16 protein-coding genes and 1 pseudogene are annotated in these 13,825 nt (G+C 46.0%); 3 read left to right on the plus strand and 14 right to left on the minus strand.

Annotated features, from left to right (window positions below):
- Window positions 1-6 precede the first annotated feature (6 nt).
- The 3 genes from ACESON_RS03965 to ACESON_RS03975 form a co-directional block, all read right to left on the minus strand.
- Entirely contained in the window at window positions 7-1,320 is a 1,314-nt protein-coding gene (locus tag ACESON_RS03965; protein WP_373108600.1) for a 4Fe-4S dicluster domain-containing protein, read from the minus strand.
- A 267-nt stretch (window positions 1,321-1,587) separates the two neighbouring features.
- Window positions 1,588-2,463, minus strand: coding sequence for a patatin family protein (locus ACESON_RS03970; protein ID WP_373108622.1), 876 nt, complete (start codon window positions 2,461-2,463; stop codon window positions 1,588-1,590).
- A gap of 10 nt (window positions 2,464-2,473) precedes the next feature.
- Window positions 2,474-3,154, minus strand: coding sequence for a YkgJ family cysteine cluster protein (locus ACESON_RS03975; protein ID WP_373108601.1), 681 nt, complete (start codon window positions 3,152-3,154; stop codon window positions 2,474-2,476).
- Window positions 3,155-3,864: 710 nt separating this feature from the next.
- On the opposite strand from ACESON_RS03975, the gene ACESON_RS03980 reads away from it, so the two are divergent.
- Window positions 3,865-4,308, plus strand: a complete 444-nt coding sequence (locus tag ACESON_RS03980; RefSeq protein ID WP_177959889.1) for an Hsp20 family protein — start codon at window positions 3,865-3,867, stop codon at window positions 4,306-4,308.
- A 192-nt stretch (window positions 4,309-4,500) separates the two neighbouring features.
- Here the strand turns inward: ACESON_RS03980 and ACESON_RS03985 are convergent, their stop codons facing one another.
- The 11 genes from ACESON_RS03985 to ACESON_RS04035 form a co-directional block, all read right to left on the minus strand.
- Window positions 4,501-5,007 (minus strand): low molecular weight protein-tyrosine-phosphatase, encoded by a 507-nt coding sequence (locus tag ACESON_RS03985; protein WP_373108602.1) that lies wholly within the window; start codon window positions 5,005-5,007, stop codon window positions 4,501-4,503.
- 185 nt (window positions 5,008-5,192) lie between these two features.
- Window positions 5,193-6,392 (minus strand): tyrosine-type recombinase/integrase, encoded by a 1,200-nt coding sequence (locus tag ACESON_RS03990; protein WP_373108604.1) that lies wholly within the window; start codon window positions 6,390-6,392, stop codon window positions 5,193-5,195.
- Between the two features lie 111 nt (window positions 6,393-6,503).
- Window positions 6,504-6,737, minus strand: coding sequence for an excisionase (locus tag ACESON_RS03995; protein ID WP_008703749.1), 234 nt, complete (start codon window positions 6,735-6,737; stop codon window positions 6,504-6,506).
- Between the two features lie 229 nt (window positions 6,738-6,966).
- A complete protein-coding gene (locus ACESON_RS04000; RefSeq protein WP_373108605.1) occupies window positions 6,967-8,304 on the minus strand; it encodes a VapE domain-containing protein in 1,338 nt (445 codons plus the stop codon).
- Window positions 8,273-8,917, minus strand: coding sequence for a CHC2 zinc finger domain-containing protein (locus ACESON_RS04005; protein ID WP_373108606.1), 645 nt, complete (start codon window positions 8,915-8,917; stop codon window positions 8,273-8,275). Before ACESON_RS04005 ends, ACESON_RS04000 begins: the two co-directional genes overlap by 32 nt.
- Window positions 8,918-8,981: 64 nt before the next feature.
- A complete protein-coding gene (gene mobQ / locus ACESON_RS04010) occupies window positions 8,982-10,562 on the minus strand; it encodes a MobQ family relaxase (RefSeq protein ID WP_373108607.1) in 1,581 nt (526 codons plus the stop codon).
- A gap of 184 nt (window positions 10,563-10,746) precedes the next feature.
- Complete coding sequence (locus tag ACESON_RS04015; protein WP_016218015.1) at window positions 10,747-11,265, minus strand: signal peptidase II; 519 nt, start codon at window positions 11,263-11,265, stop codon at window positions 10,747-10,749.
- Window positions 11,266-11,296: 31 nt separating this feature from the next.
- Window positions 11,297-11,617, minus strand: coding sequence for a TfoX/Sxy family protein (locus ACESON_RS04020; protein WP_016289930.1), 321 nt, complete (start codon window positions 11,615-11,617; stop codon window positions 11,297-11,299).
- 294 nt (window positions 11,618-11,911) lie between these two features.
- Window positions 11,912-12,208, minus strand: coding sequence for a DUF3847 domain-containing protein (locus ACESON_RS04025; RefSeq protein WP_009296086.1), 297 nt, complete (start codon window positions 12,206-12,208; stop codon window positions 11,912-11,914).
- Window positions 12,201-12,542 (minus strand): DeoR family transcriptional regulator, encoded by a 342-nt coding sequence (locus tag ACESON_RS04030; RefSeq protein WP_373108609.1) that lies wholly within the window; start codon window positions 12,540-12,542, stop codon window positions 12,201-12,203. The genes ACESON_RS04025 and ACESON_RS04030 overlap by 8 nt, the downstream gene beginning before the upstream one ends.
- Entirely contained in the window at window positions 12,539-12,727 is a 189-nt protein-coding gene (locus ACESON_RS04035) for a hypothetical protein (RefSeq protein ID WP_349173715.1), read from the minus strand. Before ACESON_RS04035 ends, ACESON_RS04030 begins: the two co-directional genes overlap by 4 nt.
- 483 nt (window positions 12,728-13,210) lie before the next feature.
- Between ACESON_RS04035 and ACESON_RS04040 the strand changes: the two are divergent.
- Both ACESON_RS04040 and ACESON_RS04045 read left to right on the plus strand, forming a co-directional pair.
- Window positions 13,211-13,516 (plus strand): annotated as a pseudogene (locus ACESON_RS04040) (helix-turn-helix domain-containing protein); the annotation flags it as partial.
- Between the two features lie 72 nt (window positions 13,517-13,588).
- Window positions 13,589-13,825: transposase (locus ACESON_RS04045; protein WP_373108611.1), on the plus strand; the 237-nt coding region annotated here is incomplete at its 3' end.

Genomic DNA, 13,825 nt, shown 5'->3' on the forward strand with positions numbered 1-13,825 from the left:
TATTCTTTATTTAATTCTTTGCGCATCCCGCTTCTTCTGCTTTCTCTCCTCCTGCATGGACAGCAGCCGATCCAGATATACCGATTTCAGCTGCTTGCTGGCCAATGCCTGCTTTACCGGAGAAAGCTCCAAAATCGCGCTTAAGGCTGCTGCCAGCGCTCTGTGATTTGCAAAGGCCTGATTATCAAAAATCAGATTTGCCAGAGTTCCCTTTTCAATCGCCTGAAGCACAAACCGATGCGTGCTGTTTACCGGCGTTATTACCTGTTGGATGCGCCGCTTCATCGTGATTGCCTTCACACTGCAGTTGCGGGCACAGACTCCGCAGCCCAGGCAGATGTCCGGATCCAGAACTGCCTTTTTCTTTCCATTCTCCCCTTCTTTCATAGAAACAGCCAGCACAGGACAAACCCTGGCGCACTTTCCGCAGCCCACACATTTTTCCTCAGAAAATTCTGGAATAAATCCCGTCGTTGCAACCGGCTGCATAGGGCTGAAATGTCTGGCTGCCTGCAGAGCCTCACAGCAGCATCCGCAGCAATTGCAGATAAAGGAAGGATGCTCCCGCACATTTTCACCAATCTGAACCAGATTGCTGGCATAAGATCGTTCCAGGGCATCCAGGGCTTCTTCCTTGGAAATCAAACGGGCATAATCTCCATGCTCCGCCAGAGACCGGGCCACATTATCGAAGGTCAGGCACACATCCCAGGGCGCGTCAATCTCACAGGGATGACCGGCATGAAACATTTTATGACGGCAATAGCAAAGCCCCAGCCCGATATATTCTGCCTCTCTGACAATATGCGTTGCCCGCTCATAATCCAAAATATGGTTTGCCTTGTCATTCAGAAGCACCGGTTCCTGAACAAAAACCCGGCCCAGCTTCGTTTCCGTGGCATAAAACAGATCCTTTATAAAGTCCTCCTCCACATTCATATACTGGTAATACAGCTCTGCCAGATATTTCTGATCAATGTCTCCTCGGGTTCTCATCAGAGCAAATTCAATAAAACCGGCCATAGGCGGCGGCATTACAAATTTACGCTTCCCATTATGCCAGGAATCAACCAGAAGAGCCTTATTGCAAAGGTGATCCAGAAGCTTCTCCGCTTTCGCCTCCGTTGTCCCCCACACTCTTGCCGCTTTCTTCAGAGTAAACGGGCGGACCGGCAAAAGCGCCACCCACTTTGCTTCTTTTTCTGTATACAGTACCTGAAGAATCTTATAAAGCGTCTCCGATTCCGGAGCCCCTTGCGTGAACCAGTTAATCCGATCACTTAAATTCCGATATGCATCTCTTGATGTAAGATGTCCCATCCCTGTTTCTCCTTCCTGATATCTGCTTACGCAAAAAAATCTGCTTGTCTTTCTTTTGATGCTTTTTACTTTTGTACAGTTTCTTTTTCACCTCTGGTATTCTGGGTTACTATTTCTGGTGATTTGGAGGTTTGCTTCTGGTACTCTTACGTTTGCCTCTGGCACACTAAATTGCTGCTTCTCGTGTTCTGGTTTTTTCTTTTAGCGCTCTGGACCGCTGCCTCTGATGCTCTGGTTTTTCATTTTGGCGCTCTGGGCTGTCTTCTGCTACTCCGATTTTTTCTCCATATGCGCAGAATCATTTTTTTCAAGCCAAAGCTTCAAATCTCTCATCCGGCACAGAGCATCACGCCGCCCAATATCATAAACCTCCTGAAGCTTGGCCGGATCCGATTCTGTCCGCCCAATAGTCAGTTCCCTGCTGGGGCGCACCACAAAAATCTCTCCCTCTGCTTCCAGCTTTTCAATCTCCCGAACAGTTTCATTATACACAAGATGTCTGTTTTCCAGAGCCCTCACAAACTCCGGGTATTTGTGATAATACACCTTTGCCATCGCCATCTGCTCCGGTTCCTTCACATATCCTTTGTGACGGGTCAGAACCACCACAGACTTCAAAAAGCCCATTTTTCGAAATGCCTCTACTGGAATACTGTCACAGCATCCGCCATCTAACAGCTTCATTCCATCCTTCTCTACAATTCTTGACACATAAGGAAGAGATGCCGAGGCACGCATGAAGTCAATCTGCTTTTTCATATCCGTAATGCGCAAATACTCTGCCTTTCCTGTCTCCAAATTGCTGCAGGTCACATAGAACTCCGTTTTACTTTCATTGAAAGTCTTATAATCATACGGATCCAGCTTCTCAGGCAAATCGTGATAGCAGAACTGTTCTCCGGCAATATCACCAGTCAGAAACAAATTTCGAAAGCTCATAAAACGTTTATCCTGACAATACTTCTTGTAATAACGAATGCTGCGGCCCTTCTGCCTGGAAACAAAGGAACAGCCATGAATCGCACCTGCAGAAACGCCAATCACACCGTCAAACATCATATTCTGATCCAGAAACACATCCAGCACACCTGCTGTATAAATGCCTCGCATTCCGCCGCCTTCCAGAACGAGTCCTGTTTTTATATGCTCCATGTTACACACATCCTTCCTCCACCAAACTTTTCGCCTGCTTCAGGCGCTCATAAAATACCGGATAAAAACCATCCTCCGGTTCCATCTCTTCCCCATACGGTGTCAAATAAAACTGCTGCAATACCATCATACTAATGGATTTCGCATTCTTATCCGTCAGTTTACCCTGAAGAATCTTTAAAAATCCATGCCAGTCCTTCACAAATGCATCATATCTTGCTGCATCAGGAGTATCGATCCAGCGACGCACCTTCACCTTGGTGCGTTTTTCCTTCCGGCACTCATGAGTCTGCAAAAAATACTGAAAGGAACCATCCTCATCATAATAACGTCCCAGAGGAAACAAACGGCAAATTCCAGGGCGGTAAGGATGAATGCTGCACCGTCCTCCTGCATTTAAAAACCCGCAACGTCCATCATATTCTCCGCCCATCCTGATATTCGGCTGCACAATTCCATCCACCACATTCAGCTCCAGCTTATCCACCAGAAGTTGTGCTGCTGTTTGTCCCAGACCACGTGTCAGGCGGTGCATATCATACGGATCCAGCACAATCGAGCTTCCCATACCGCAGCAGCAGGCAAAGCACCCCTGGCAGTCATCACAGCCTGCCTTAACCATATCATTCAGACCATACAGCCTGCCGTCAGAAATCTCTTCCAAAGTTACATTTCTTATCATATTTCCTGTCTCACTCCCTGTTCTGTCAAATATTCTCATTTATCTCATCGAATCTGATTTTGGTTTGTCCTGAGCCAGATTTCACAGTTTTTCTGGTTCTTACCCTTTTTCCGGCTTTTGCGTCTTTTACATCTTTCTAATTTTGCCATTCTTTCCAGCATTTTTCCCTTATCCAGCTTTTGCATCTCTCTGGCCCTTGTCTTTTTTCTGGCTTTTATATTTTTATCCTTTGTCCTGAGCCAGATTTCATATCTTTCTGGTTTTGCTTTTGATCTGGCTTCTCCCTTAAATCAGCTTTCACACCTTTCTGATTCTTAATTTTTTGTGGCTTTTGTATCTTTCTGGTTTTATCCCGATCTGATTTTCTCCTTATCTGTTTTTCCCTTCGTTCTCAGTCTGACTCCGACCTGATTTTTATTTCCCCACCTCACAACAATCAGACCGACTGCTCCTAGTTTTTAATTCTTAAAAAGCCTTCCAAAAAATTCCCTTCGTTATCCTAAAAATTATAACAGATATTTCCCATTTTGGTTTTATAAAAATCTAAATTTCTAATAAAAATGTGAAAAATCCGTGAATTATTAGCACTCTATATTGACGAGTGCTAATAATTGTGTTATATTGCATACATAACAAATAAAACAAATCAAACAAAACTTCCACCGATACACCGGTTCGAAGCGGCGCTCATAATAAAGGAGGAAAAAATTATGTTATTTACACCATCAACCAGAAAAAATTACGGATACGATTTATTTGATGACTTTTTCAATGATTCTTTCTTTACGGCTCCTGCAGCCCGCACCACCAGCGATTTGATGCGCACAGATGTCAAAGATGACGGAACCAACTATCTTATGGAAATGGAACTTCCAGGATTTAAGAAAGAAGAGATTCAGGCTGAGCTGAAAGATGGTTATTTAACTATCTGCGCTACCCACAACGATAACAAAGAACAAAAAGATGCCAATGGCAAGCTAATCCGTCAGGAACGCTATACCGGATCCTGCAAAAGAAGCTTTTATGTCGGCGAGGATTTAAAACACGAGGATATCAAAGCTTCCTTTGAGAATGGCATCCTGAAACTCCAATTCCCCAAAGAGGCACCGAAGCCTGTGGAAGAAGTTCCGAAATATATTCAGATTGACGGCTGATTCATTCGTTGCGGATAATACCATTTTCTAAAAAACTAACCTTCGGCAAAAAATGCCTGTACACGAAAAGCCTCGGCAGAAAAGAACAAAGGAAAGATATTACAGTTTCCTTTATTCCTTTCCCGCCGGGGCTTTCACTTTTGCAGCATGGCAAAAAACTCATTCAATTTTCCTACTCTGCGCTAATCCCTCTTACACTTCTCCTCTCGCCTTCAAAAACTCTAAAAATCCAGCACATCCCTCTACCACATCATTCCAGGTCTCATCAAAATTTCCCGTATACCAAGGGTCTGCCACATCCCGCGCCTGTTCTGAATTTCGAATCCCCGCTGCCGCCTGTTTCCAGCCACTTTCTGAAAACTCCATCATTTTATAAATTTTCCTATCAGGATCTCCGCCTGCAATCCTTGTCATGTTGCGAATATTGGCACGATCCATCCCGATTAAATAATCAAACTCTGTATAATCTTGTTTTTCCATATGACGGGCATACTTCCCGGCACAGGAAATTCCGGCCTCTGCCAGCTTCCTTCTGGAACCCGGATGAACCGGATTGCCGATTTCTTCATAGGATGTAGCTGCTGAATCCACATAAAATTTATCCGCAAGCCCCTGCTTCTTCACAAAATCCTGGAAGTACAGGTGGGCAAGAGGAGAACGGCAGATATTGCCATGGCAAATAAATAGTACTTTAATCATCTTTTTATATCTCCATTTAAGTCCAGTATTTCTTCTCAAACGCTTGATATTTCAGGGTTTTCCGACTTTTGAGTTTTCCTTTATTTTCAAGGTATCTTCTCAAATCTTCTCGTATTTTCTTATGTTTTTCCCTGCAATCTTGGTAAATCCGTTGGTAAAGCAAGCGTCCTTACCAACGGGCTTTTTTAACTATTCGCTATCCGATATACTTCTTCCTTTGCATCATCAAAATTCACATGGGTGTAAGTGTTCAAGGTTACACTGATGTCTGCGTGACCCATGATATACTGCAAGGTTTTCGGATTCATCCCGGATTTTGCCATATTAGAGCAAAAGGTGTGCCTGCATACATGAGGGGTAACTTTCGGCATCTGGATACGGTAAATCCTGTTGTATTTCTGAATGATATGCTCCAGATACTTTTCCCAGTGAAGGGCAACCATCGGCATATCGTTTTTATCCAGAAACAAAAATCCTGCATATCCTTCCACCATCGGTTCAACTTTTGGTGTCTTGCGATTGGCAATGATTCTGCGAAAACACGCTGCGACAGCTTCCGTCATCGGCACATAGCGGATGCCTTTGTCAGTTTTTGGTTCTTCAATTACATACTGCATCTGTGCAGTACGCTGTAACTGATGGTCTACCTTGATACGCATTTCTCCAAACTCAATTTCTGAAACCGTCAGTCCACAGAACTCTGAGATACGAAGCCCTGTGTGAAAAAGAATATAGATTGCATCATAGTATCTGCTGAAATGTTTATCTTCCTGAATAAACTTCAGTAAATCTCTCTGCTGCTTTCGGGTAATCGCTTCTCTGGTAACAGAATCATTGACAATGACGGATGCAAGTTCAAATTCAAATGGATTTTTACGGAGCAGGTCATCATCTACTGCCATCTGAAATGCCGGTCTGAGAACTCCCCTGATAGAATGAATCGAACTGTATCCCCGTCCATCAATCTGCTGGAGCTTAATTAACCATGCCTTTGCATCTGACAAACGCACCTTATCAATTCGCAGATTCCCAAAACTCTCTTTTTTCAGCATATTGATGACCGTTTTATATCCGGCAACCGTATTGTGACGAACTCCTGTTTTCAATGAAATGTACTTTTCTACCAGTTCCAAAACAGTATAGTTGCCACCGTTGGTTACGATACGGTCAAACAAATCCGCTTCAATCTGTTTTTCTTTCTCACGCAGGGAAGGCTCCCGCTTCTTCCCCTTTGGCATTGGGTCATTCTTGTCCAAACGCCAACTGTATACATTTTTCTCTTTTCCGTCCTCATCAAGATAGCGGAACCGATACCTCCCATCTTTACGCTGGTACTCTCCCTCTCGCAAAATCCGATTACGGTTATCTCGCCTTTTCTCACTCATCGTGAACTCTCCTTTCAAAAAAAGAGAGCCAGACTTGCACTCTTATCATAGCACAAATCCAGCTCTCCGCATAGTTATATCATATGAAATCGGTAAATCTGTCAGCTCTGTTTACACAGCAGTAGCCTGATCCAGATACCTCTCAAATTTCTCACGCTTAATGAGGGCACGATTGCCGTTCATCACATAAAAATCCTCATTGGGATGTGTGTCAATAAGCGTTCTCAATTTTCCTTCGCCGATATGATAATATCTGGCTGCTTCCTCAATGGTAAGCGTATATCTACGCCACACCGGAATATCCGAGTAATTTTTTCCTTCAATATTCAGCTTATTATTCGCCATAGGCAGTTATCCTCCATGCATGAAAATAGCCAGACAGAGGGTGTCGGCAACGAAGTCCGGCAACGGGCTTCAAAAGACCTTGCAAACAATCTCAATCTGGCGATGGTTACTATTTATACTTTTCTTTTATTTTTCTGTTGTTTTGGTTGTTATAAGGGAGAAAAGCCCGGAAATAAGGGGTTTTCCCCGGCAACGGGATAGCAACAGGTCGTGCAACGGGCTGTCATTTTCAGAATGGAAGCTCAATCTGTTCTGTGACTTCCACAAAACCATCCATTGTTTTTTCAGACGGGTTGCCGGAGTCCGTTGCCGGGTTTTCACGCTCCCAGCCCTTTTGTCTGCCATATTCGGAAAACATTCTTGGGTTCGGGAAGTACCGCCAGCGGTCAATGCACTGGTTCATAATCTCGTTGATTTCCCGGATTTCCCATTGCTTCGGTTCGTCAAAGGCATGGTTTAAGGCTTCCTTGTAGAGCTGCTTGGAACAGACCATACTCCCGGTGTACTTATCAAGATACGCCTGTATCATTCCGGCTTTGGTGTCCTCCGGCATAAAATCCCGCTGGTGTTCTTTGAGATACCGCTGCATGACGGGGCTGAAAGCCAGCTTGAACCTGCCGCTTCGGTAAATCTCCATCGCTTCCGCCCACATCTGCTCGATATAGGCTCTGGAAGTAGCTTCGTCCTCCAAAATGTGAACCTCGGCTTGCTCCGGGTACACCATGACCGGGATAAAGCGACGGTTGCCGGAACGGTCAAGGGGCAGGAAGTCAAGGGCATTGGAAGTGCCGCCAAACACGCACTGACGGGGGCGGTCTGCCGGGTGGGTTTCATAGGGTATCTTGTAAACCTCTTTCTGCCGGCTTAAAAACGACTTGATTTCCTCAATGCTCTTGGCGTTGGCGGTTGCCATCATTTCCGACATTTCGATAATCCAGTGACCTTGCAGCTTGCGGTACACATTGTCATCGTCCAGCTTCCGCAAATCATCGGAGAACCACTCGTCCCGGATTGCCAACAGACGGAAGAAAGTGGACTTGTCAGCCCCCTGACCGCCGACCAGACAGAGCATGATTTCAAACTTGCACCCCGGCTGAAAGGCTCGTGAGATTGCACCCAGCAGGAACAGCTTCAACGCTTCATAGGTGTAATCGTCTGCGTCAGCCCCCAGAAAGTGCCGCAGGCAGAAACGGATTCGTTCTGTCCCGTCCCACACACGGGTATTGAGATAGTCCCGGATGGGATGGTACTTGTTTTCATTTGCCACAATCCCGATGGCGTTATCAATCTTTTTCTCATTGGTAAGCCCATAGGTTTCTTCCAGATAGAGAAGCAGATACTTCATGTCCGTATCGTTCAGGGCGGTGCTTTCCCTGTGAAAACCGATGGGCTTTATGATGTCCTTGCGGTCAGTCAGGATGTTGTATGCGATAGCCCCGGAAAGCAGCGGGTCACGCTGGAATACGGTCAGGCAGTTCCGTATGCTCTGACGGACACCGCCTTTCTCGGTAGTTTCCAGCCCCGCCTTGATTTCCTCAACGCTCTGGGGCGGCTGCATGGCGTTCATGGTGTTTTTTAGTTCTTGCTGCGTCTGCGGCTGCAAGCTCTGCCATTCGCTGTTCAAGCTGTATCACATCCTTTCCGTAGTCCGTAATCAAAGCCGCTTTTTCCTCTGTTTCCCCGAACAGCAGCACATCCAGCAGATATTCCACTTGGTCTTGCTTCTGTAAGGCTTCCACAAACCGGGGATGAAAGGCTTCCTCCGGGGAGTGCGGGGCGTAGTCCGTTCTCCATTCCATCAGCAGATGGAGATAATCGGCAAGAATACGGAAGCAGCGGTTCTTTGCTTCCTGAAACTGTTCCTCCGGGGATTTCTGCCGGGACTTGGGCTTTTTTGCCTTTCCCGGCGGCTTCCAGTCCTCATAGGAAAGCCCGAAGTCCTGTGCCAGTTGTACGGCGGCTTCTTTCTTTCCCAGCCCATACAGAGCGGCGGCAAAATCAATCACATCCCCATCCGCACCGCAGCCGAAGCAGTGGTAACGCCGATCCAGCTTCATGCTTGGGGTTTTATCGTGATGAAACGGGCAGCAAGCCATCCCGTTCCGACCTACATGGATTCCATAATGCTCCGCAGCCTGTCTTGTTGTGACGGACTGCTTCACAGCTTCAAATACATTCAAATCTATCCCTCCTTGAAAACCAAAAAGCACCTGACATTCTCTGATTGAAAATGGCAAGTGCCTGTTAAAGTTCCATATCCTGTTGTCTGTGTTTCGTCTGTTCCGGGGCAGTTCTTTGTGCTTTTTTCTCGTCTGCCTTATCCTGCAAGACTTCTTTGATGGGCTGCTTCTTGGGCGGCTCTTTGCTTTCCTCTGTGCCGGGTGTGGCTTTCCGTACCCAGTAGCGGATGTCCCGCAGCTTCTTCAAATCCTCCTGTACCTCGGTCAGCGGTACTTTCAGCTCTGCGATTTCGCTAAGAAGCGTTTCCTGCTCCTGTTGCAGCTCATTTTTCGTTTTATCCTTATCGTCCGGGTGCTTGGCAAGATAGGCGGCGGCTTTCGCATATCGGGCAACCTCCGGGTGTTCCTGTTTGAATTTCTCCTTTGTTTTCTTGAAAAATATCTTCTGGTACTTCTCATAGACAGGCTTACATTCCTTGCAGTCTGTCCGGCTGGCAAGAATCCCATCAATCACTTTGCTGCGGGCTTCCTTTGGCTTCATCTGATTGCGGTAATCTGCGGCTGATTTCCCGGAAGATTCCAGAAAGGCTTCTAAGTCCTCCACAGTGGAAAGCCCCTTTTGCCGGAAATAGGACAGGGCTTCGCTGACTGCCTTTAAGTCCTGTGAAGTCCCCCGGTTCTGTCCAGCCCTCGTCCAGTCCTTCCGTTCTTCCTTTCGTATCTCCATGTACTTCATCAGCAGATTTGGAAGAAGTGTCGCTTCCTCCGCCGCTTTTTGTGCAAGCAGTTCTTTCCGTTTTTCCCCCAGCTCGGTAATCCAGCCTTTGAGATTTTGGATAAGTTGCCGGATGGACTTCATCAGGCGGTTGGCGGCTCTGATTTCCCGGTTCAGGTTGCCGATATTCGTCTGGATACCACGCTTTTCCATCTGCCAGACAGTAGCCCCTTCATGGACAGTGGGGATAATATCAAGCCCCTGTCTGGCATAGGAACGCAAGTCCACACGCTCCGGGCGGTCATTGGCTTCCAGATAGCGGTTCTGGATGACCTCCCATTCATGCCGCCAGATTTCACAATACTTCTGGTCGTTCCAGTCCACCGTATCCTCCTTGTGGCTTTTCCACCTGCCAGACGGAAGTTTGATCCGTTCCCCGTTTTCGTCAAGGTCATAAACTTTGCGGCTCTTGGGAAGCCATTTCCCATGTTCGTCCATTGCCCGCATGGTCAGCAGGACATGGGCGTGGGGATTATGTCCCGGCGGATGGGGGTCATGGATAGCAAAATCAGCAATCATGCCTTTGGAAACAAACTGCTTCTGGCAAAACTCCCGGACAAGGACAGCGTACTGGTCGGGCGGTATTTCTCTGGGGATGGTAAGCACCCACCGCCTTGCAAGCTGAGAGTTCCATTGCTTCTCCACCGCTTCGGCGGCGTTCCATAAGGTATTGCGGTCTGCATATTCCTGTGGGGCATTTGCCGGGAGCAGGATTTCATTGTGGACGATACCACGCTTTTCTTGGTAGTGCTTCACTTGCTGGTCGTATTCACAGAACAGCTTTTCGCCACTCTGGTAAGCAGCGGCGGCAACCGCAGACTGCCGCTGGCTGCGCTGAACAATCGTGATTTCGTTGTGTGGACAGGGCATTTCGTGTCCCTCCTTTCGGTAATTGGTGGATGGGGTGGCGTTTTACCACCTCATTTGGGGCAGAAAAAAGCAGGAGACCTTTTCAGATTTCCCGCTCGGTGTGCCGCTGTGTGGGCGGCGGGTATTTAGTTATAAAAGTTCGGGGCAAGTTGACCCGATGTATAAGAAATAATAAACCAGAAGTTTACAAGCTAAATTTGTTACAACAAAAATGTAAATACTCTTTAACCGATATTTCTTTGCTATTCAAAATTCCAATAGCAACAAATATAACTTCTGCAACTGTAAGATAGCAGTCTTTCAAATCAAAAATAAAAAGGGTAGGTATCTGCAAAAAATCTAAACTTCCACCCCAAAACAGCTTATCAATCAAGCTACATAAACATCCCGATATGCCACAAATCATTATTATTTTTACCCAAAAACTTATATGTGCTCTTTTTGCCTGATATAGCATATATCCTGAAAAAAAGAGGAACAAAACAAACACATTCAATAAAATGGTAACAAACGGACTTGATAATAATTCGAAGAAATTTCCAGCATAAGATAAACGAGTATTTAGTTCTGGATTAAATCTTAAAACTTTGGCTATTATATCAAATTCGCATTTCATAAATACTTTTGAAATTACTATTTTAACCGTCTGGTCAATTAAAACCAATAATGCCACAGGTATAATAAACGGCTTAAACTTTTCCATCAGTAACACTTCCTCTCAAATTATTATTTTATTATTTCTTCTTTTTCGATTTAGGGGTAGGCAATTCCTCATACATAGCATTAAACAATCCTGTCAAAAACTCTTTATTATCAACTTCATCTACCAACAACATTTCTTTTGCTCCCTCGTAAGGTAACTCATACGAAACCGTTGGCATATAACTTATTGCTGATTTTACTGGTTTAACAAGTAATCTATCATCATAGATACCGCCTACAATCTTACCACGATAATAAATGACAAATTCGCCCATCATAGCTCGATAGGTAATTTCATTCAAGCCAGATAACTGACCTAAAATAAATTCTAAATATTCTTTGCTGGATGCCATAACTTTACCTCAATTTCTAAATTTATTACTGACTTCATTATACTTTATTGCTTATCGAAAAGATAGCATATTTTATGAAACTTGTCGGCTGGGAACAGCTTGCATTGCAAGGTGTCCCCAGATGGCAAGTCCACAAAAGGGTAGCTGGCGGCAGCCAGCGCAGGGGAAGCGTAGCGTCCCCTGTATGATTTGGAGCAGACCATGACTGCGGAAAATCACAGCCCTCCGGCGAGGAGCCTTCGGAGAACGTAATGCACCAACCTCTGGGTGGTGTATAATTGCGCTCTTAGTAAACTAAGGGGTTTCCGGCTTCTCCCGTTCCAGCATTTTTTTCAATAATTCCTGCGTGTCCTGTCTGTGAAAAATGAGTTTCAACAACAGCATGACATCATCATCTGTCAGGCGTTCCGGCTCTTGCAGAAAACTTTCCAGCATACCGCCACGGGTACAGAGCCGGTGCGTCCGTTCCTTTCGGGTAAGCTGCTTTAACTGGTGCTGCAATGCCTTTTCATCATTGATAGCTTTCCGCAGTTTCTTTTCGCTTTTCTCCAGCTCCCGGTTGAGCTTTTCCAGCTTTGAGGTATCAGGCAAGAGCAGCGTCCTCCTTTCCCGGTATCAGCACATAAATCCTATTCGGTTCTCCCACGCCCTGACGCACCCGCATGATAAGTCCGGCGGTTTCCAGTTCATTCAAAGAACGCTTGACCGTCATGGGGCTGCGGGACAGGACTGCGGCAATGGCTGTGACAGGGAAGCAGACAAACAGGATTCCGTTCTCGTCCTCCCGCCCTTTGGAGAGCATAGCGTCCAACATCCGGCAGTACATAACCTTTGCGGTGCTGCTGACTGGAAATCCTGTCAACGCTCTGGGAAAGGGCATACAGGGCGGCAATGGTGTGTCTATCGTCATAAATTCAAAATTCATTCTGTGTGTTCCTCCTTTTTCTTTGCTCGTTTGGATAAGTAACGGGGGCAGTCAACCACAATCGCCCGGAAGCTCTGCTTGCACCCATGCTGGCATTTCCGGCACAATTCGTTGTAAGTGACACGCCCCCGGTCATTGAGGTAAAAGGAAAGCTCATGCTTCCTCTTTTTACTCATTCTCGGCATATTGTGTTTCCTCCCGTTTTAGTGTATGGTTTCGGGGCGATTTTCGGCAAAATTACAGCCATAGAGCCGCTTAAAATCTCCCGAAGTATCAGCGATAGGGTAGACTGTCTCCCTATCAGATTGTCGTGTTTCGGTATCATTTCGGTGTCAGTTCGCCAGTTCTCCCCGGTGTCGTTCCTCCCCTGAATCTCACAGCGGCGTATCGCTCCCGTTGGTACGCTCGTTTTGGTCAGGGTTCCTCCACATCCCTGCCAAAAGTCATGGCACTACATCGCCGGGGAAGCATATCCCACACAGGCTGGTCATTCGATTGGAATAATCCATCGATGAACTACCTGTATCATAGAACATTTTTGTACCCTGTGCCGTATGTCCACAAAGTAGGAATTAGGGGTAAAAATCAGAAATTTCCACGATTGCGGAAAGTATGATATAATCCAGTTAAGCGGTAGCAATGCAACCGCCGGAAAGGAGCGTGTGCCCATGAAAGGAGCGACAAGCATACAGGAACGCCTTTGGGAACTCCGCAAGGACAAAGGCTTAAATCTGGAAGAATTATCAGAGTTGACGGGTATTTCCAAATCAGCTCTTGGAAGTTATGAAAAAGAGGATTATAAGGAAATCAATCATGGCAACCTTATCACGCTGGCAGACTTCTATGGAGTTTCCGTTGATTATCTGCTGTGCCGGACAGAGCACAGGGAGCAGATCAACACGCCATTGACGGAGCTGCATTTGAATGATGAGATGGTCGCACTTCTGAAAAGCGGTCGGATTAACAACCGTCTGGGGAGTATCCCAAAGTTTGTGTAAACCTTCAAATTGATGTAAGATAGACTTACCAGTTTGGAGGTTTATTTTATGGCAAGGAAAAAGGATACACCACAAAAAGCAGCCCTTCGGGAAATGATGGGCAACTATCTGAAAGAGAACAATGTAAAGGTCAAGGATGGAACGGATGTCAATTCCATTATGCGGGATATGATGTCCATCATTTTGGAAGGTGCCCTGGAGCAGGAAATGGATGAGGAACTGGGATATTCCAAGTATGATTATCGGAACAAGGAAACAGATAATTCCAGAAATGGCCATTCCCAG

The organism is Lachnoclostridium sp. Marseille-P6806 (assembly GCF_964238185.1).
Taxonomy (GTDB): domain Bacteria; phylum Bacillota; class Clostridia; order Lachnospirales; family Lachnospiraceae; genus Brotaphodocola.